Origin of the sequence: Saccharomonospora xinjiangensis XJ-54 (assembly GCF_000258175.1) — a bacterium.
In the GTDB taxonomy this organism is placed as follows: Bacteria; Actinomycetota; Actinomycetes; order Mycobacteriales; family Pseudonocardiaceae; genus Saccharomonospora; species Saccharomonospora xinjiangensis.
The window spans coordinates 1,161,728-1,181,231 of record NZ_JH636049.1; the positions used below are offsets into that span (position 1 = coordinate 1,161,728).

The 19,504-nt window shown below is 68.5% G+C and carries 18 protein-coding genes; 3 read left to right on the forward strand and 15 right to left on the reverse strand.

Annotation, left to right across the window (positions count from 1 at the left end):
- Positions 1-62: 62 nt before the first annotated feature.
- From ispG to dxr, 3 genes are all read right to left on the reverse strand, one after another.
- The gene (gene ispG, locus SACXIDRAFT_RS04745; protein WP_006237349.1) at positions 63-1,214 is read right to left on the reverse strand and encodes a flavodoxin-dependent (E)-4-hydroxy-3-methylbut-2-enyl-diphosphate synthase; all 1,152 of its coding nucleotides are present in this window, start codon (positions 1,212-1,214) and stop codon (positions 63-65) included.
- Between the two features lie 112 nt (positions 1,215-1,326).
- Positions 1,327-2,535 (reverse strand): M50 family metallopeptidase, encoded by a 1,209-nt coding sequence (locus SACXIDRAFT_RS04750; RefSeq protein ID WP_006237350.1) that lies wholly within the window; start codon positions 2,533-2,535, stop codon positions 1,327-1,329.
- 3 nt (positions 2,536-2,538) lie between these two features.
- Positions 2,539-3,765, reverse strand: coding sequence for a 1-deoxy-D-xylulose-5-phosphate reductoisomerase (gene dxr, locus SACXIDRAFT_RS04755; RefSeq protein ID WP_006237351.1), 1,227 nt, complete (start codon positions 3,763-3,765; stop codon positions 2,539-2,541).
- A 93-nt stretch (positions 3,766-3,858) separates the two neighbouring features.
- Between dxr and SACXIDRAFT_RS04760 the strand changes: the two genes are divergently transcribed.
- Positions 3,859-4,119: a DUF2631 domain-containing protein gene (locus SACXIDRAFT_RS04760; protein WP_006237352.1), complete on the forward strand. Its 261-nt coding sequence runs from the start codon at positions 3,859-3,861 to the stop codon at positions 4,117-4,119.
- A 133-nt stretch (positions 4,120-4,252) separates the two neighbouring features.
- On the opposite strand, the gene rlmN is transcribed toward SACXIDRAFT_RS04760, so the two are convergent.
- Complete coding sequence (gene rlmN, locus SACXIDRAFT_RS04765; protein WP_006237354.1) at positions 4,253-5,374, reverse strand: dual-specificity RNA methyltransferase RlmN; 1,122 nt, start codon at positions 5,372-5,374, stop codon at positions 4,253-4,255.
- Entirely contained in the window at positions 5,371-6,159 is a 789-nt protein-coding gene (locus SACXIDRAFT_RS04770; RefSeq protein ID WP_006237355.1) for a class I SAM-dependent methyltransferase, read from the reverse strand. The genes rlmN and SACXIDRAFT_RS04770 overlap by 4 nt, the downstream gene beginning before the upstream one ends.
- A 62-nt stretch (positions 6,160-6,221) precedes the next feature.
- On the opposite strand from SACXIDRAFT_RS04770, the gene SACXIDRAFT_RS04775 reads away from it, so the two are divergent.
- Positions 6,222-7,004: a VOC family protein gene (locus SACXIDRAFT_RS04775; RefSeq protein WP_006237356.1), complete on the forward strand. Its 783-nt coding sequence runs from the start codon at positions 6,222-6,224 to the stop codon at positions 7,002-7,004.
- Positions 7,005-7,009: 5 nt separating this feature from the next.
- On the opposite strand, the gene SACXIDRAFT_RS04780 is transcribed toward SACXIDRAFT_RS04775, so the two are convergent.
- The 5 genes from SACXIDRAFT_RS04780 to rpsB form a co-directional block, all read right to left on the reverse strand.
- Positions 7,010-7,900, reverse strand: a complete 891-nt coding sequence (locus tag SACXIDRAFT_RS04780; protein WP_006237357.1) for a phosphatidate cytidylyltransferase — start codon at positions 7,898-7,900, stop codon at positions 7,010-7,012.
- The gene (gene frr, locus SACXIDRAFT_RS04785; RefSeq protein WP_006237359.1) at positions 7,900-8,457 is read right to left on the reverse strand and encodes a ribosome recycling factor; all 558 of its coding nucleotides are present in this window, start codon (positions 8,455-8,457) and stop codon (positions 7,900-7,902) included. The genes SACXIDRAFT_RS04780 and frr overlap by 1 nt, the downstream gene beginning before the upstream one ends.
- Before the next feature lie 2 nt (positions 8,458-8,459).
- Positions 8,460-9,209: a UMP kinase gene (pyrH, locus tag SACXIDRAFT_RS04790; RefSeq protein WP_006237360.1), complete on the reverse strand. Its 750-nt coding sequence runs from the start codon at positions 9,207-9,209 to the stop codon at positions 8,460-8,462.
- A 101-nt stretch (positions 9,210-9,310) separates the two neighbouring features.
- Entirely contained in the window at positions 9,311-10,129 is an 819-nt protein-coding gene (tsf, locus tag SACXIDRAFT_RS04795) for a translation elongation factor Ts (RefSeq protein ID WP_006237361.1), read from the reverse strand.
- 41 nt (positions 10,130-10,170) lie between these two features.
- Positions 10,171-11,001, reverse strand: coding sequence for a 30S ribosomal protein S2 (gene rpsB / locus SACXIDRAFT_RS04800; protein WP_006237362.1), 831 nt, complete (start codon positions 10,999-11,001; stop codon positions 10,171-10,173).
- A 493-nt stretch (positions 11,002-11,494) separates the two neighbouring features.
- Here rpsB and SACXIDRAFT_RS04805 point away from each other — a divergent pair, with 493 nt between their 5' ends.
- Positions 11,495-12,091, forward strand: a complete 597-nt coding sequence (locus SACXIDRAFT_RS04805; protein ID WP_006237363.1) for a M23 family metallopeptidase — start codon at positions 11,495-11,497, stop codon at positions 12,089-12,091.
- 206 nt (positions 12,092-12,297) lie between these two features.
- Here the strand turns inward: SACXIDRAFT_RS04805 and SACXIDRAFT_RS04810 are convergent, their stop codons facing one another.
- The 5 genes from SACXIDRAFT_RS04810 to SACXIDRAFT_RS04830 all read right to left on the reverse strand — a co-directional run bounded on the left by SACXIDRAFT_RS04810 (position 12,298) and on the right by SACXIDRAFT_RS04830 (position 19,500).
- Entirely contained in the window at positions 12,298-13,374 is a 1,077-nt protein-coding gene (locus SACXIDRAFT_RS04810; protein WP_006237364.1) for a FliA/WhiG family RNA polymerase sigma factor, read from the reverse strand.
- A gap of 1,108 nt (positions 13,375-14,482) precedes the next feature.
- Entirely contained in the window at positions 14,483-15,511 is a 1,029-nt protein-coding gene (locus SACXIDRAFT_RS04815; RefSeq protein WP_006237366.1) for a tyrosine recombinase XerC, read from the reverse strand.
- Between the two features lie 891 nt (positions 15,512-16,402).
- The gene (gene dprA / locus SACXIDRAFT_RS04820) at positions 16,403-17,566 is read right to left on the reverse strand and encodes a DNA-processing protein DprA (RefSeq protein ID WP_006237367.1); all 1,164 of its coding nucleotides are present in this window, start codon (positions 17,564-17,566) and stop codon (positions 16,403-16,405) included.
- Positions 17,563-19,074, reverse strand: coding sequence for a YifB family Mg chelatase-like AAA ATPase (locus SACXIDRAFT_RS04825; RefSeq protein WP_006237368.1), 1,512 nt, complete (start codon positions 19,072-19,074; stop codon positions 17,563-17,565). The genes dprA and SACXIDRAFT_RS04825 overlap by 4 nt, the downstream gene beginning before the upstream one ends.
- Positions 19,075-19,500 (reverse strand): YraN family protein, encoded by a 426-nt coding sequence (locus SACXIDRAFT_RS04830; RefSeq protein ID WP_006237369.1) that lies wholly within the window; start codon positions 19,498-19,500, stop codon positions 19,075-19,077. It lies immediately after the preceding gene.
- Positions 19,501-19,504 lie beyond the last annotated feature (4 nt).

Genomic DNA, 19,504 nt, shown 5'->3' on the forward strand with positions numbered 1-19,504 from the left:
GCCTCCCATTCATTGAATGCACCTCCAATGTAACACGCTACATCACATGCCGTCGGCGAGGGTCAGCTCACCGTGACGACCGGCTGCCCGCTTCCCTCGGCATCGCCGTTCTCCTCGGCGATCCGCATCGCCTCGGTGATCAGCGTCTCCACGATCTGATGCTCGGGCACGGTCTTGATGACCTCGCCCTTGACGAAGATCTGCCCCTTGCCGTTGCCCGAAGCCACGCCGAGGTCGGCCTCCCTCGCCTCGCCGGGACCGTTGACGACACAGCCCATTACGGCGACCCGCAGTGGCACCTCCAGACCGTCGAGGCCCGCGGTGACCTCGTCGGCGAGCTTGTAGACGTCCACCTGCGCGCGACCGCACGAGGGGCACGAGACGATCTCCAGCTTGCGCGGGCGCAGGTTGAGCGACTGGAGGATCTGGTCGCCGACCTTCACCTCCTCGACAGGAGGAGCCGACAGCGAGACGCGGATCGTGTCACCGATCCCCTGCCGCAGGAGCGCACCGAAGGCCACGGCCGACTTGATCGTGCCCTGGAACGCCGGTCCGGCCTCGGTGACGCCGAGATGCAGCGGGTAGTCACACTGCTCGGCGAGGATCTCGTAGGCGCGCACCATCACGACCGGATCGTTGTGCTTCACGGAGATCTTCAGGTCGTGGAAGTCGTGCTCCGCGAACAGCGACGCCTCCCACAGAGCCGACTCCGCCAGCGCCTCCGGCGTGGCCTTGCCGTACTTCTTCAGCAGACGGGGGTCGAGAGAACCCGCGTTGACGCCGATCCGGATGGGGGTTCCGTGGTCCTTCGCCGCCTTGGCGATCTCGGCGACCCTGTCGTCGAACTTCTTGATGTTGCCGGGATTCACCCGCACGCCCGCGCAGCCTGCCTCGATGGCGGCGAACACGTACTTCGGCTGGAAGTGGATGTCGGCGATCACCGGGATCTTCGACTTCGCCGCGATCGCGGGCAGTGCCTCGGCGTCGTCGGCGCTGGGACACGCCACCCTGACGATGTCGCAGCCCGCGGCCGTCAGCTCAGCGATCTGCTGCAACGTCGCGTTGATGTCGGCGGTGACGGTGGTCGTCATCGACTGCACCGAAATGGGGTGGTCGCTACCGACGCCGACGGACCCCACCTGGAGTTGTCGGGTCTTGCGACGTTCGGAGAGAACGGGAGGAGGTGTGGCTGGCAAACCCAGATCGACGGTCATCGATTCCTCTGCAATTTCGGTGACTGCGTGCTGCGCCGGAGGCATCACCGGAACAAATCCGGCTGCCGATCTCCACGATACGTGACCGCGCGAACCAGCTGTCCCGGCGTTACTACTGTTGGATGAGCCGGATGGGGTTCACGATGTCGGCTGTCACGGTGAGCAGCACGATGGCGCCCCCGATCACCATCACCACGCTCGTGATCGCGCTGAGCTTGGTGTAATCGACCGGTCCGCCCGCCGCCTTGCCCCGCAGCTTGCGAATCCAGTCCCGCACACGCTCGTACCACGTCACGGCGATGTGCCCACCGTCGAGCGGCAGCAGCGGCAGCAGGTTGAAGATGCCGACGAAGAAGTTCAGGCTCGCGAGGAGCAGGAAGAAGACCTCCCACAGCCCCTGCTCGACGGCCTCGCCACCGATACGGCTCGCGCCGACCACGCTGACGGGTGTCTCGGGATCGCGTTCCCCTCCGAAGATCGCCTCGACGACGGCAGGGATCTTCTCAGGGAATTCGAGCAGCCGTTCCCAGGTCATCACCATCAGTTCACCCGTGAACGCGGCCGAACCGCCGAACGCCTCACCCGCCCCGTACGGCAGCATGAACGCCTGGGACGCGCCGATGGCACCGACTTCCTGCGTGCCGCCCTCCGGTGTCGGCCGGGTCACCTTCGCCACGTCCACGGTGAGGGTGAGTGCCTCGCCGTCGCGCAGGACCCGCACCTCGGTGGGGCCTTCCGCCTTCTGCACGGCACCCAGCAGGTCCTGCCAGGTCTCGGTGGGGGTACCTCCGACCGCGACCACCTCGTCACCGGAACGCAGACCCGCGTCCTTGGCCGGTGCCGGATCGGCCGGGCGGCACGTCGGGTCGTTCCACGCCTGCGCCGTGGTGGCGCTGCGAACGCAGTCGGACACCTCGTTGACGACCGGCTTGTCGGAGATGTTCGGCAACCCCATCGAGACGGCCATGACGTAGAGCACCACGAAGCCGAGCACGAAATGGGTGAACGACCCCGCGGCGAGCACCACCGTGCGCTTCCACGTCTTGAACCGCCACATCGCCCTCGGAGCCTCGTCCGGGGTGACCTCGTCGAGCGCCGTCATGCCCGCGATGTCGCAGAAGCCGCCGAGCGGGATCCACTTGAGGCCGTACTCCGTCTCACCCCGCCGGAACGAGAACACCGTCGGCCCGAAACCCACGAAGTAGCGGCGCACCTTCATGCCGAACGACTTGGCCGCCACCATGTGACCGGCCTCGTGGAGCGCGACGGACACGCAGATACCGAGCGCGAAGAGCGCGACCCCCAGGATGTAGACGAGCACGCGCTACTTCCCTCCCGACATGATCGTGGCCGCACGGTCGCGCGCCCATTGTTCCGCAGCGAGGACGTCGGCCAGGTCACGGGGCGGGCGTCGCCACTCGTCGGCGGCCTCGACGACCTGGGAAACAGTGTCCACGATGGACGTGAAGCCGGTGTTGTGCGCGAGGAACTCGGCCACGAGCCGCTCGTTCGCCGCGTTGAACACGGCCGGAAGGCACCCGCCCGCCGACCCGACGTGGCGGGCCAGCTCCACGGCGGGGAACGCGGCATCGTCCACCGGCTCGAACGTCCACGTTGCCGCCTTGTCCCAGCGGCAGGGCGGGATCGCATCGGGCACCCTGTCAGGCCAGGCGAGCGCGAACGCGATGGGCAGCCGCATGTCGGGCGGGCTGGCCTGAGCCAGGGTCGAGCCGTCGGTGAACGTCACCATCGAGTGCACGATCGACTGCGGATGGACAACGACGTCGATCCGCTCGCACGGGATGTCGAACAGCAGGTGCGCCTCGATCAGCTCAAGGCCCTTGTTCACCAGCGTGGCCGAGTTGATCGTGACGAGCCGGCCCATCGCCCACGTCGGGTGAGCGAGCGCGTCGGCCACCGTGACGTTCGCCATGTCCTCGCGCGTGCGGCCCCGGAACGGCCCACCCGACGCCGTGAGCACCAGCCGGTCCACCTCGTCGGCGCGCCCGCCACGCAACGCCTGCGCGAGCGCCGAATGCTCGGAGTCCACGGGCACGATCTGTCCCGGCCGCGCCGCCGCTCTCACCAGCGGACCGCCCGCGATGAGCGACTCCTTGTTGGCCAGCGCCAGCGAGGCCCCCGTCTTCAGCGCACGAAGGGTCGGGCCGAGCCCCTGCGACCCCGGCATTCCGTTGAGCACCACGTCGGCGGGTACCGCTTCGATCAGCTCCTCGACCGCCTCCGGTCCCGCGAAGATGCGAGGCAGGCGAAAGTCCCCGCGCGCGTATCCGCGCTTCTGCGCCTCGGCGTACAGCGCGAGTTGGAGGTCCTCGACGGCCGTCGGCCTGGTGATCGCCACGGCCTCGACGTCGTGCTTGATCACCTGCGCGGCCAGCGCGGCCGGGTCTGAGCCGCCCGCCGCGAGACCGATCACCCTGAACAGCTCGGGATTGCGCCCTGTGACGTCGAGGGCCTGGGTGCCGATGGAGCCGGTGGAACCCAGCACCAGCACCGTCCTGGGTGATGTCGTGGTGACCGTCATGGTGACCATTGTCGCGGACGTCCCTGCGGTACCGGAGAGAGGCGTGTGCGATTATCGAGCCACACGAAGTCGGGCCAAGCGGGCTCAGGTGGAGGAGTGATCGTGGCAGGCAAGGCTGTCGAGAAGCGCACCGGTACCGAGGTCGATCCCAGGGACGAGCCGTCGGCCGAGTGGGGCTGGCACGGCTCCTTCCCCAAGGCCACGCGCATCGGCGCGGTGGTGGCCGCCGTGATCATGTTCCTGATGCTGATCGGCAACCACCCGAACCGCACCGAGGACGTCGTGCTCATCAGCATCGGTGTCGGCCTCCTGCTGGGCGTGCTGTTCGACGTGCGCCGCAGCCGTACCGCCTGGCGCCGGTGAACCGTATCGGCACGGGGCCGGGTCGGCGGTAGCCGCCCGGCCTCTCGCGTTCCCCGTCCGGGCACGCGAACCCCGGCGTCGGACGAGCACGCTCACGAGCCGCCGCCACCGACGGGCACGCGAGCGGTTCCACTCATCCCTCCGCGGCGAGCTGACCGCAGGCCGCGGCGATCTCCTGACCTCGCGTGTCACGCACGGTGCAGGCCACCCCACCCGCGTTGACCCTGCGCACGAACTCCCTCTCGACGGGCTTCGGGCTCGCGTCCCACTTGCTTCCCGGAGTCGGGTTCAGCGGAATCACGTTCACGTGCACCAGCCTGCCGAGGTGCTCCCGCAGCCGTTCCGCCAGCAGATCCGCCCGCCACGGCTGGTCGTTGATGTCGCGGATGAGCGCGTACTCGATGGACACCCGCCGCCCCGTGCGATCGGCGTAGTAGCGGGCGGCTCTCAGCACCTCATCGACGGACCAGCGGTTGTTCACCGGCACCAGTTCGTCGCGCAGCTCGTCGTCCGGGGTGTGCAGTGACACGGCGAGACGGACCTGCAATCCCTCGTCGGCGAGCTTCCGGATCGCGGGCGCGAGCCCCACGGTGGACACCGTCACCGAGCGCTGGGAGATACCGAGCCCCGCAGGTGCGGGGTCGGTGATCCTGCGCACAGCGGCGAGCACGCGCTTGTAGTTCGCCAGAGGCTCGCCCATACCCATGAAGACGATGTTCGACAGCCTGCCGGGAGCCGGTGTGCCGTCAGGCCCCGGAAGGAGACCGTCGCGCATCACCGCGGCCGCGGCCCGCACCTGATCGACGATCTCAGCCGTCGAGAGGTTGCGGGTGAGACCGCCCTGGCCCGTGGCGCAGAACGGGCACGCCATCCCGCACCCGGCCTGGCTGGAAATGCACAGCGTCGCGCGGTCGGGGTAGCGCATGAGGACACTCTCCACCAGCGTGCCGTCGTGGGCGCGCCAGAGCGTCTTCCTTGTGGTGCCGCCGTCGCAGTCAACGACCTTGACCTGCGTCAGCAGCGACGGCATCAACTCATCGACGAGTCGTTGCCTCGACGCCTCGGGAATGTCGGTCATCGTCGCGGGATCCACCGTGAGCCGCGAGAAATAGTGGTGCGACAGCTGCTTCGCACGGAACGGTTTCTCTCCGAGCGCGGCAACGGCTTCCGCCCGTTCGGCCACGGTGAGGTCGGCGAGGTGCCGCTGCGGAAGGCCGCGGCGAGGTGCGTCGAAGACGAGGGGCAATGCAGTCATGACTCAGCCAGTGTCCCATGCCCTGCTCTGGGCACCGACGCCCGTACGAGACCGTCCGGTTTGCGGCGCACCAGCACCCGATAGCCCACAGGCAGATCGAACCGCCCCTCGGTGTCCCGGTTGAGTCGCAACGTCTCCACCACGGCGCGCGCGGCCACCCTCGGGCTGAACTCGATCCGCAGGACGGCCTCCATGGTTTCACGGTCGGGAAACGACCACCGGGTCGTGATCCGCTCGCAGGTGAAGCCCTCGTCGGCGAAGAACGTGTCCACCTCGGCCTGCCGGTAGCGGGGCAGATCGGCGAGCATCCAGTCCCCGTAGGGTGCGACGCCGGTGTCGAGATCGACGATCACGAGCGCACCCCCGGGCCGTAGCACGCGGTCGGCCTCTGCGAGCCCGGGTTCGCAACCGGGTCCGAAGAAGTAGGCCGTCCGCGCGTGGACCACGTCGGCCGAGGCGTCCGGAAGCGGCAGCCGCTGAGCCGTTCCCTTGAGCACCGTCACCGAAGGCCGACCGGCCGTACGCCGGCTGGCCCTGCGGACCAGCGGAGGATGCGGCTCGACACCGACAACCGAGTTCGCCGTGGTCGCCAACCTCGGCAGGTGGAAGCCCGCACCACACCCGACATCGACCACGTCGGCCCCATGCCACATCACCTGCGAGGCGAGATATGCCCAGATCGCGTCATCGACGTCCTGCACCTGGTTCTCTCGCTCGTAGACGTCGGCGTGATACCAGATGTTGGGACTCGGCACGACCTCCGTCCGGCGGCCGAAGATTCTCACACGCCTAGCCTAAACTGCGGCCTCGGTGCCGAGGACGATCTCCGGCCCTGAGAGGACGCCCCATGTTCCGTCATCCGACCGGCGAGCGGCCAGGATCACCGTGCTGGGTCGAACTCGCCACACCTGACGTCCCTGCCGCATGCGCTTTCTACGGCGCACTGTTCGGATGGGAATTCCACGTCGAGCGCGACCAGGTTGCGCTCGACGGCCACTACACCGTCGCGACACGTGACGGCACCCCTGTGGCCGGCCTCTACCAGACAGCCGAGGGACAGCCCACCGGTTGGTCACTTCACCTCACGGTGTCCGACCTCGCGGCCACAACGCGGACAGTGGAATACCTCGGCGGCACAGTGCGATCCGGACCGCGCGACACGCTGGGCCGAGCGACCGTGGCGCACGCCGTCGATCCCTGCGGAGCACCCTTCGGCTTCCGGCGTACGGCGCCAGTCCGGGTCTTCGGCACGAGCGGGCCCGGGATGTTCCACCACGCCTGCCTGTCAACCCACGACGGGACCGCGGCCGACGAGTTCTACCGCACGCTGTTCGGATACACGTGCGAACAGCTCCGTGACGACGGGATCGACCGCGCTGTGTGGCGCCTGGGCGACCAGCGCGTCCTGTCCCGCCTCGTCCTCGGTGACAAGCACGTCGCCGCCACCTCACCGGCCCATTGGGAGATCCACTTCCGGACCGATCCGCTGGTCGATATCGACGTGCTCGTGGCACAGGTTCCCGGCCGTGGCGGCCGGGTATTGGCCGCATTCGACGACACCGCACTGCTCGCCGATCCCTCGTGGTGCCTGTTCAGGGTGGACCGGCATGCCGACCCGTGCGACGACTGACCGAGCTACACCGGGACGAACGCGGACAACAGCAACCACGACACGACAGCGGAAGGCAGCAGCGAGTCGAGGCGGTCCATCAGCCCGCCGTGGCCGGGCAGCGTGTTGCCCATGTCCTTGATGCCGAGGTCGCGCTTGATGAGTGACTCCATCAGGTCACCGAGCGTGGCGGTGAACACGATGGCCGCGCCGAACACGACGCCCTCCCACGCCTGGCCGTCGAGCAACAACGCCACCGACAGTGCCCCACCGGTGATCCCGGCCGTGAGTGAACCCGCGAAGCCTTCCCAGGTCTTCTTCGGGCTGATGGTCGGTGCCATAGGGTGCCTGCCACCCAGCACGCCCGCCACATACCCACCTGTGTCGCACGCGACCACCACGATCATGAACGACAGGACCCGCCCGACGCCGTCCTCCGGCGGTACGAGCATCGCCGCGAAAGACGCGAACAACGGCAGGTACGCCGCGGCGAACACCGAAGCGCTGACGTCGCGAAGGTAGCCCTCGGCGCCCGAACGCAGCCGCCACAGCAGGCTCGCGATCACGGTCACGACGAACGCCGTCAACGCTCCCTGCTGACCGTACGGCCAGGCCAGCCAGATCATCGCCTGCCCGCCGACGAGGACGGGAACGAGCGAGATCCGCACACCGGCCGCCCTGCGGAACGCGCCTGCCAGCTCGATCGTGCCGACCGCGATGGCCGCCGCGATGATGCCGATGAACAGGTAGCGGACGGTGAACAAAGACCCCAGGATCGCCGCGCCCAGCGCGACCCCGACGGCGATGGCGGCAGGCAGATCCCGTCCGGCCTTCGACGGCTTCGCGCCGGATCTCCCTGACCCGTCGGGTTCGGTCGCGCCCTCGCGTTCCCCCTGATGGTCGCTCACTGTTGTCATCAGACCTCGAGGAGCTCGGCTTCCTTGTGTTTCACGAGCTCGTCAACCTGGTGGACGTAACGATCCGTCAGGTTCTGCAGCTCCTTCTCGGCCCTGGCGACCTCGTCCTCACCGGCCTCGCCGTCCTTGCCGATCCGGTCGAGCTCCTCCTTGGCCTTGCGGCGCACACCGCGAATGGAGATGCGAGCGTCCTCGCCCTTGCTCTTGGCGACCTTCACCATCTCCTTGCGGCGTTCCTCCGTGAGCTGCGGGATCACCACGCGGATGATGTTGCCGTCGTTCGTCGGGTTCACGCCGAGGTCGGAATCCCTGATCGCCTTCTCGATCGCGGCGAGCTGCGTGGCGTCGTACGGCTTGACGACGGCCATCCGCGCCTCAGGGATGTTCACGCTCGCGAGCTGGTTGAGCGGTGTCGGGGAACCGTAGTACTCGACAACGATGCGCGAGAACATCGCAGGAGTCGCCCTGCCGGTGCGCACCGCAGCCAGTTCCTCCTTGGCGAAGGAGACCGCTTTCTCCATCTTGTCTTCGGCATCGAAGAGGGTCTCGTCGATCACGGCTACTCCAGGTGTGTGGGTGTACTGACCAATGTGCCGATCCTCTCACCACTCACCGCGCGAGCGATGTTGCCCTGGGTGAGAAGGTTGAACACGATGATCGGCATGTTGTTGTCCATGCACAGGCTGAAGGCCGTGGCGTCGGCGACCTTGAGACCCTGCTCCAGGACCTCGCGATGGCTGATCTCCTCGAACAGCTTCGCGCCGGGATCGGTGCGCGGGTCGGCCGTGTAGACCCCATCGACGGCCTTGGCCATCAACACCACGTCACAACCGATCTCGAGAGCACGCTGCGCCGCGGCGGTGTCCGTCGAGAAGTACGGCATCCCGGTGCCCGCGCCGAAGATCACGACACGGCCCTTCTCCAGGTGCCGCTCGGCTCGCCGGGGAATGTACGGCTCGGCGACCTGTCCCATCGTGATGGCTGTCTGCACCCTGGTCGGCACGCCTTCCTTCTCGAGGAAGTCCTGCAACGCCAGGGAGTTCATGACCGTGCCCAGCATGGCCATGTAGTCCGCGCGGTCCCGGTCGAGCCCCCGCTGTGACAGCTCCGCGCCACGGAAGAAGTTGCCACCCCCGATGACGATCGCCACCTGCACGCCGTCACGAACGACGTCGGCGATCTGCACCGCCACCGAATGCACCACGTCAGGATCGACGCCGACGGAACCACCGCCGAACATCTCGCCGCCCAACTTGAGCAAAACACGTCGATAACCGTGTCTTGACCTGGCGGTACCGTCTTCGTTCATCTCGCCTCCGCCCGCTGTAGTGCTGGGGTGTGCCGCCTTCTCGCAACTGTGCCCCGCCTCCTGGACTGGCGGGAGACGGGGCACAACTGCCGATCGGCAGGCTATGCCTGGCCGACCTCGAAACGCGCGAACCGGGTCACGGTCACGCCTGCCTCGTCCAGGAGGGCCTTCACCGTCTTCTTGTTGTCGGTGACCGACGGCTGCTCCAGCAGCACGACATCCTTGAAGAAGGCGTTGACCTTACCCTCGATGATCTTCGGCATGGCCTGCTCCGGCTTGCCTTCCTCGCGGGCGGTCTGCTCGGCGATCCGACGCTCGTTCTCGACGATCTCGGCGGGTACCTCGTCACGGGTGAGGTACTTCGGCTTCAGCGCCGCGACCTGCAGCGCGGCGGCGCGGGCGGCCTCCGCGTTGTCGCCCGTGTATTCGATCAGCACGCCGACCGCGGGCGGCAGGCCGGCACCACGACGGTGCAGGTAGGTGTTGACCTGACCCTCGAAGCTGACGACCCTGCGCAGCTCCAGCTTCTCACCGATCTTGGCGGACAGCTCCTGGATCGCCGAGGCGACGGTCTTGCCCTCTTCGATCTCGGCGCCCTTGAGCTGCTCCACGTCGTCGGTGCGCAGTGTCTTCGCAGCCTCGACGATCGCCTCCGCCAACGCGCCGAACTCCTCGTTCTTGGCGACGAAGTCGGTCTCGGAGTTGAGCTCGATCAGCACGCCGCCGTCACCGGCGACAAGGCCTTCGGCTGTGGCGCGCTCGGCGCGCTTGCCGACGTCCTTGGCACCCTTGATGCGCAGGTACTCAACGGCCTTGTCGAAGTCGCCGCCGCTCTCCTCCAGTGCCTTCTTGCAGTCCATCATGCCCGAGCCCGTGAGCTCGCGGAGGCGCTTGACGTCTGCCGCGGTGTAGTTCGCCATCGTGCGTTGTCCGTTCCTTCGTGCGGTACGCGGGGAAAGGGTCAGGAAGCGGGGGTCTGCTCGCTCGGCTGCTCCGAGGCCGCTGCCTCGGAACCCGCCAGCAGCTCCTGCTCCCACTCGGGAAGCGGCTCGTCCGTCGCCACGGCAGGCTTGTCCTCGCCCTCGGCGGCAGCGCCGTTGCGGCCCGAGCGCGCCATCAGACCCGCGGCCGCGGCCTCGGCGACGACCTTGGTGAGCAGAGCGGCCGACCGGATGGCGTCGTCGTTGCCGGGGATCGGGTAGTCAACCTCGTCGGGGTCGCAGTTGGTGTCCAGGATCGCGACGACCGGGATGTTGAGCTTGCGCGCCTCGTTGACGGCGATGTGTTCCTTCTTGGTGTCCACGATCCAGACGGCGCTGGGCACCTTGGACATGTCGCGGATACCGCCGAGGGTCCGCTCCAGCTTGTCCTTCTCACGGGTGAGCGTGAGGATCTCGCGCTTGGTCAGGCCCTGGAAGCCGCCGGTCTGCTCCTGCGACTCCAGCTCCTTCAGCCGCTGAAGGCGCTTGTGCACGGTCTGGAAGTTGGTCAGCATGCCACCGAGCCAGCGCTGGTTGACGAAGGGCATGCCAACCCGCAGCGCCTCGTTGGCGATGGCTTCCTGCGCCTGCTTCTTCGTACCGACGAACAGGATGGTGCCGCCGTGGGCGACCGTCTCCTTCACGAACTCGAAGGCGCGGTCGATGTAGGACAGCGTCTGCTGCAGGTCGATGATGTAGATGCCGTTGCGCTCGGTGAGGATGTAGCGCTTCATCTTCGGGTTCCAGCGGCGGGTCTGGTGCCCGAAGTGCACGCCGGAATCGAGCAACTGCTTCATGGTGACGACGGCCATGGCCGGATTCGCACCTCTTCTGTGTCGAGCGCACCCGAGGGTGCGCGTAGCCGGTTAACGTGGGCGATCAGGTGATCCCCCACCCTGGTGTCGTGCGGGTGCCCGGACTTCCCGGGATGTCCCGGAAAGACCGCCGAGCCCCCGTGCCGTTTCGCCATCGGACGAGCCGGTGACGAGCGAAGCGCGCACGAGCACGCGAAGTCAGCTGTGCGAGCACAGACTGCGCGAATCAGTGTACGCGGCCACCTGCCTGGACCTCGACTCGGCGGCCATTTCGCCACAGGTGCGACCGCGCACCGGCACGGGGCCGCCGACTGCCGGAGCCGCATCGGGATTCCCACCGAGACTCTCACCCTCCCGGGTTACCCCAACTCCGCCCGGAACGGCGCCTGCCCCGTCGAGTTGTCCACAGGCAGGACAAGCACGAGCCCAGTTGTCCACAGCCCCGCAACCCAGGGTTCCTCCGACCACGGCTACAACCGATGGTGTCCACATGGCCCGCACCAACCCCTCGGCTCCCGCGATCGTCGTCGGCTCACTGCTGACTTCGCTGCTGCTCATCGTCGCGGTGGCCGTCGTCGCGACGACCAGCCTTGTCGTACCCACCTCACACGCTGGAACGTCGAAGCAGGATCGCGGCGAGGACTTCACGGAACCGCCCCGGTTCTCATGGCCTCTGGAGGGCAGGCCTGCCGTCGTGAAGACCTTCGACCCACCGGATGGTGCCTACGGCGCCGGGCATCGTGGCGTCGATCTCGCCGCAACCGAGGGTGACGACGTCCTGGCTGCCGCCGAAGGGTTCGTGGTGTTCGCGGGAAGAGTCGCTGGGCGCGGGGTCGTCTCGATCGACCACGACGGTGGGCTGCGGACGACGTACGAGCCAGTGGCGTGGTCGGTCTCCAAGGGCGATCGGGTGTTCCGCGGTGAGGTCATCGGGACGGTGGTCGCCGGTCATCGCGGTTGCCCTGCGCGGGCGTGTCTGCATTGGGGAGTACGACGTGGCAGCGACTACCTCGATCCGCTCCCGCTCGTGATCCCGAATGGTGTGCTGGCGCTCAAACCGTGGACGGTGATGCCCATGCCACCGTGACACCCACCGGCCAGCCAGACGCGGCCGGCCTGCGCCTCCGTGTCGGCCTGGCTAAGCGTCCTCCAGCGCGAATCAGAGTCCGCGCGGTGCTGCCTCCCGTCACCGTCAAGGGCACAGGTCTTTCGTCACGAGGCCCCTCCACGCGCGTCGGCGCGCGGGCCGGACGACCGGTCCACGCGCCGAGCGATGAGAGCGCGAACCAGGCATCACGAACCCGCGTTCTCCAGCAGTTTCGCGCGCAGCCGAAGGACGGCACGGGTGTGCAGCTGGCTCACTCGGGATTCGGTCACTCCGAGCACCTTGCCGATCTCGGCGAGCGTGAGGTTCTCGAAGTAGTAGAGGCTCACCACGATGCGGTCGCGCTCACTGAGCTGTGCGATGGCTTCCGCGAGTTGTTTGCGGTTGTCCTGATCGACGAGGACGGCGGCGGGATCGACGGCGTCGTCGTCCGGCAACGTGTCAGCGGGCGAGCCAACGCCGCTGCTGTCCCTGTTCGGTCCCACGAGGTCGTCGAGGGCGAGCACACTCGTCAGCCTGAGTTGTCCGTAGAGATCCCGCAGGTCCCGCAACGAGATACCGAGTTCGGCCGCGACTTCGGCGTCAGTGGGTGTGCGGCGCAGCCGCGCGCCGAGCCTCTCGTGAGCGCGTTCGATCTCGCGAGCCCTGCTCCGTACCACCCTGGGAACCCAGTCCTGCGAACGGAGGTCGTCGAGGATGGCGCCGCGAATGCGCTGCATCGCGTACGTCTCGAAGCGCAGGCCCCGGTCAGGGTCGAATTTCTCGATGGCATCGACAAGGCCGAATATGCCCGACTGGATCAGGTCGGCCACGTCGATGTGTGTGGGAAGGCCCGTACCGACCCTGCCCGCGACGTACTTCACCAGCGGCGCGTAGTGGAGGACCAGGCGATCCCGGACCCGTTGACTCGGCGAGCGGACGAACTCCCGCCACAGTGCCTGGATGGCCGACTCGGCCGGTTCGGCCACGGTTTCCTCGCGGTCGCCGCCCGCACCGGCTTCCGCTGTGGGGCCGGGGAGATCGTCCACGCGGTTCCCCGCAGGCGGGCCCTGGACGGTCTGTCCCACCAGCGCGTGCCGGGCGCTGTCGCTCGGCTCCCCGGTGCGCAGCGCGGTGTGGGTGTCCTCGGGGACCGACTGCCGGGCATGGGGAAGCTCGCCGCCGGAACAAGCCAGCGGCGCGTGCTCAGCAGTGGACCGCTCACTGCCGGAACGATCCGCGAGAGGACGCCGCCTGCCGGGCCGCTCAGCATGTTCGTGCCCCACCTGTGAACGCTCGGCACCGGGGAGCTCGGCGCCAGAACGAACAAGCGGCGCACGCTCCGCCGTGGGCAACTCAACTCTGGAGCGATCCGCAGCCGAACGCCAGGTCCCGGGCCACTCAGCATGTTCGTGCCCCACCAGCGAACGCCCAGAAAGCTCGGCGCCAGAACGAACAAGCGGCGCACGCTCCGCCGTGGGCAGCTGAACACCGCTGCGGTCCGCAGCGCGCCGCTCCACGCCGGAACAAGCCAGCGGCGCATGTTCAGCAGCGAACCGTTCACTGCCGGAACGATCCGTGGACGAACACCGCACGCCGGGCTGCTCCGGGTGATCATTTTTTGCGGGCGGACGCTGCGCAGCGACCAGCTGCGCACCACACCGATCCACTGTCGAACACTCAGCACCAGGCTGATCAAGGCCGGAGCACTCCGTGAGCGGACGTTTTGCACCAGTCCGCTGAACCTCGCAACGATCCGCCGACGAAGCCGCCACAACGCGCCGCTCATCGCCGGGACGAGCCGTCTGCCCGGCGGCCGACGCTTCGGCACCACCGCGATCCGCGAGCGAATACCCCGAGCCGGGCCGCTCAGCGGGACCGTGTTCCACCAGCGAAACCTCCACGACGGGCTGCCCAGCGCCGCAATGTCTGGTGGAGGGCACCTCCGCAGCGGCCTGCTCAGCGCCGGAGACTTCCGCAGGGGCATGCTCGGCAGAGCCGGCGCGTTCGGAGCCCGGCCTCGTACCGGGTTCGGGCGAATTCGTGGATCGCCGCTCGGCGGGCACGGCGGCGGGTTCGGCCGTGGGGCGTGGTGCGGACTCACACGTAGACGGCGCTGCCGGTCTGTCCCTCGCGGGTGTTGGCGACTCGTCGCCGGGAGCGGAGAGAGTGGGATGGCCGTCCGGTGGGAGCGGGTGCGCTGTCGAGTCGGCCCCGCCGTCTGAACTCGACTCCGTTCTCGAACGGGAAGCCGTATCGGCGATCGAGTCGGATAACCGATCAGCCGCACGGAAATCGGGCTCGATGTCCTCGGTGGGGGCCGCGGTCATGACCTTCCCGCCTGTCTGCCTGTGCCGCGAACGGGCTGGGGAGCCCGCATCGGCAGCGGCGGCCTCACCGGGCGCGGGGGTGGGTCTGGTCATGGATCGCCTTCAGCCGCTCGACTGTCACGTGAGTGTAGAGCTGCGTCGTGGCCAGCGTAGCGTGACCGAGCAGTTCCTGAACGCTGCGAAGGTCAGCTCCGCCGTCGAGCATGTGGGTGGCTGCTGAGTGCCGCAGACCATGCGGACCGATATCGACCGCACCGGGGACAGCGGCCACGGTTTCGTGCACCACCCGGCGCACGGTTCGCGGATCCACGCGCCTGCCCCTGGCCCCGAGAAAGAGGGCGGGACCGGAGTCACGGGTCGCCACCTCGGGGCGTCCCCGCCTCAGCCACGACCGGAGCGAACGCTCCGCAGGCAGGCCGAACGGCACCATCCGTTGCTTCCTCCCCTTTCCCAGGACGCACACGATTCGACGTTCGAAATCGACGTCATCGATGTCGAGTCCGCACAGTTCCGAGATTCGCACACCTGTGGCGTACAGCAACTCGATCAGGGCGTGATCGCGAAGTGCCAGCGGGTGGCCATCCTCGGCCCCCGTCGCGCTGACCCGCATGAGTTCGCCCGCCTCGTCCTGCCGAAGCACCCCGGGGAGCCTCCGATGCGGACGCGGCGACGCCAACCGTGCCCCCGGATCGGAGGCCACCAATCCACGCTGGTGCGCCCACGCGGTGAACGTCCTCGCCGACGCCGCCCGCCTCGCCAACGTGGTGCGACTGCGTCCCTGCTCGTGCTGCCGCGCCAGCCAGGCGCGGAGCACGCCGACATCGAGGGCATCGAGCCGTTCCCCGACCCGTTCCCCGGGCGGCTCCTCGCAGCCCTGCGACGGCCCGTCGAGGGACGTGCCCGGAGGATTCGGAGATGTCTCCGGCTCACCCTTATCGGTGACACCGTGGAAGAAGGCCAACAACGACACGACATCCCCGAGGTACGCGCGCACGGTGTGCCCGGAAAGACCGCGCTCGTCCCGCAAGTGGTCCTCGTAGTCGTCCACGATCACGGCCGACCGAGCCGGCAGAAGGGATCGCAAGCGTGCCATGCTGCACCGGCCACCACGGCGATGGGGACGCTTCGTCGTCATGCCCTGACGCTGCGCTGCCGATCACGGTGTAGTCAAGCATCGCCACGCCGCAAGCGCGGATCGTGATCGCCGTCCCTTCTCGTCAACACCGAACATCCGGCCGTTCCACGCACCGTCTACCCGCCTCAACCCCAACCCGTTATCCCGCCATCGCCTTCTCGACCACCCTCTTTTGCCGTACCTCGCACGCCAGGGGCCGAGCGGCGGCGGGACACCGGCCGCGGCCGCTGGGTGGCAATCGCCGTTCGAACCCGGGTGTGGTCGAGCGGGCCCGGCCACGTCACCAAGAGCTGCGCCGGCAGTGACACCACAGCCGAGCTACCGGCGCCTCGTCAGGCAACGTGTGGAGTGCCACGCCTGACGCGCAGACACGGCCTGACATTCCTCACAAGACAGCGACAAGAACACCCCTCCCCTCTCTCATGCCGAAATCGCGTCCGGCGACCAGCGGTCACAGGACGTTCAAAGAGGCGACACCGCCCCTTGGCCCTGCTCGTCGTGATCCCGCTGCGCCGGTGCATCCCCACTGAACCGCTGGACCCCGCTGAGGCGCCCGATCCCCGCTGTGAGCGGGGAGGACCCGGCTGGGCCGCCCGATCCCCGCGGAGCCAGCGCATCCCTGCTGGCCCCCCAATCCCGCTGAACCGCTGGACCCCGCTGAACCGCTCGATCCTGCGGAGCCAGTGCATCCCTGCTGGGCCGCTGAGTCTGGCAAGCGTCGGCGGCACCCTGATCGGCAATTGCTCGGAGAAACCGGGGTGACCCTGGAGCGAGCAGGCGCATGCTGACGTCGCACCCATTCCCATAGTCATCGTGAGATCCGCGACTACGTCTTTGGAACATCGCCCTTCATCGTGTCTCCCTCCCCGCCCGCGTGCCTCGACCGGCTCGCTGCCTCCAGCCCGCGTCGCAGTGCTGGGCGAACCCGTCGAGTTCCAGCGCAGGCAACACAGCTCGAACACGTTGCAGACCAACACCCGATTCCGTGGCGATCTCCTCCGGTGAACGGCCGCCGCGGGAGGGCAGCGCCTCGTATACCCGCAGCGACTCCGGACCAAGGCCGTCGGTGTGTCGCCGGGGACCGTCGCCGCGATGAATGAGACCGCTGCCCAATCTGCCGACGGTGTCCACGACGTCGGCCACCGAGGCCACGAGTGTGGCCTGCGCGTCCCTGACGAGCTGATGACAACCCACGGAGAGCGCCGACGTGATCGGCCCGGGCACCGCCATGACCACCTTGCCGAGGGCACCGGCCGTGGTCGCCGTGTTACGCGCCCCACTGCGGCGACCGGCCTCGACGACGACGGTGCCGGAGGTCAGAGCGGCGATCAGCCGGTTGCGCACAAGGAAGCGGTGACGCGCGGGCTGCGTGCCCGGCGGGTACTCCGAGACGACGGCGCCCTGCTGTGTCACGCGGTTCAGTAACCCGACATGACCGGCGGGGTATCCGGCGTCGAGCGCGCAGCCCAGCACCGCGGCGGTGACTCCCCCTGCCGCGAGCGCACCGCGATGAGCCGCGCCGTCGATGCCGTAAGCCGCGCCTGAGACGACGGTGATGTCCGCGCCCGTCAGCTCGTAGGCGAACTCCGCCGCCGTGCTCTCGCCGTAGTCGGTCGCCGCGCGCGCTCCGACGATGGCCACAGCGGAGGCGAGCACCTCGGCCAGCATCGCCTTGCCGCGCACCCAGAGCGCCAACGGAGGTGCCACCCCCTCGACGCCGCGCCCCATGGCGACTTCCAGGGACAGCAACGGCCAAGCAGGCCACTCGTCGTCCTCGGGAATCACCAGCCGGGCGCCCTGCGCGGCCGCGAGGTCCAGATCCCGTTCGGCCAGGTCGAGCCGCCGCCGTGCGGTTGTCTCGGCGGCCACCCCGTCGGGCACATCGCCGGCGGCCACTCGCCGCGCGGCCTCCACCGGCCCGTGTTCGGAGACGAAGTGCCAGAGAGCCGGGGCGGGAGGTTCGGCGACACGGAGGAGGTAAGCCCGTGCGGACCTGACCGCTTCGGAACTCATGCCGCCCTCCGATCACGAAACTCCAGTGCCGAGGCGACGTGGTCGCCGTCGGGGCAGGCCGCTCCGTCCAGATCGGCCAGGGTCCACGCGACACGCAGGCAGCGATCGGCGCCGCGCGCGGTGATGGCGCCGTGTTGGAGCGCACGTTCCACCAGTGCCGTGGCGCTTCGAGGCAGCGCGAACTCCCTCCACAGCACGGGACCGGGCACCGCCGCGTTGGTACGCCAGCCACGATCGGCCCAGCGCGCTGTCGCACGATCCCGTGCAACGAGAACCCTTTTGCGGACCACCTCGGTGGATTCGGGCGGGTGTGCTTCGGACGAGCGCATAGCCGTGACCGGGCGCATCCGGACCCTTAGGTCCACGCGGTCGAGCAACGGGCCTGACAAGCGGCCGAGATACCGCCGACGCGCTGACGGACTGCAGGTGCAGTCGATCTCGCGCGGAGGAGCGCAGGGGCAGGGATTGCTTGCGAGCACGAGCTGGAACGACGCCGGGTACCGCACGACACCTCGGCTGCGGGCGATGCGGATTTCGCCCTCCTCCAGTACGGTGCGGAGGGATTCCAGCCGTTCCGCGCCGAACTCCGCGGCTTCGTCGAGGAACAGCACCCCGCCGTGTGCCTTGCTGATGGCTCCCGGTGTGGCAAGGCCGTTGCCGCCTCCCACGAGCGCCGAAACAGAGATCGAGTGGTGCGGCGCGACGAACGGCGGCACGAGAACCAGCGGCGAGGACCGGCTCAGCGATCCGTCAACGGAGCGGACCGCCGCCACCTCCAGAGCCTCCTCGGTGGAAAGAGGGGGCAGCAAGCCGGGAAGGCGAGTGGCGAGCATGGTCTTGCCGACACCGGGTGGCCCCGTGAGCAGGACATGGTGCCCGCCCGCTGCCGCCACCTCCAGAGCCCACCGGGCCTCCGGCTGTCCCACCACATCGGTGAGATCCGGAGCGTGCGGAGCGGGGCCTGTCTCGACAGGGTCAGGGCGCACCAGCTCGCCCTCCTGCCGAAGCCACGCGACGACATCGGCGAGCCCTGGCGCACCCAATACCTCCAGGCCCTCGACGAGCGCCGCCTCCGAAACACAGCCCGCGGGGACCACCGCCCGCCGGTGGCCGAGCCGACGAGCCGCCAGCAAGGCGGGCAGCACACCAGGGACCGGCCGCACTCTGCCGTCGAGCGCCAACTCACCCAGCATGACGGTGCCGCTCAACTCGACACCGGGCACCACACCCGACGCCGCGAGAACCGCGACGGCGATACCCAGGTCGTAGGACGAACCGACCTTGGGCAGATTCGCGGGCGAGAGTCCCAGCGTGACATGGGTGTCGGGCCAGCTGTGGCGGCTGTTGCGGATCGCGGCCCGCACCCTGTCCTTGGCCTCCCGCAGACCCGGGTCGGGAAGCCCCACCAGTTTCGTGCCCGGCATCCCCGCACCGATGTCCGCTTCGATCTCCACCAACCGTCCCTCGATACCGAGCAGGGCGATGGACCAGCTTCGCGCGAGCGCCATTCAGAACGCCCCCACGATGTGCCGCAGCACCGGTGTTCCGCGCGGCGGACAGTCGATGGCGATCACGTCGAAACGCAGGGGGCACCACGCCACCTGTCTCGCGGCGAGCCAGCGCAACGCGAGGCCACGGATGCGACGGCGCTTGTCTGGCGTGACCGATTCGGCAGGGCTGCCGTATCGCCGACCCGACCGGGTCTTCACCTCGCAGACGATCAACGTGCGGCCGTCGGTGGCGAGGATGTCGAGTTCGCCCTCCCTGCAACGCCAGTTGCGCTCCAGGACGGCCAGTCCCTGCCGACGTATGTGCTCGACGGCGAGCTCTTCCCCTCGACGACCCAGGAGCGTCGCCGCTCGGCCCTCTCCTAGCCGGGTGCCACCCTGTCCGGTCGCCTCCGATGCTCGTTTTGCCACCCGCGCCGCACGCACCGTG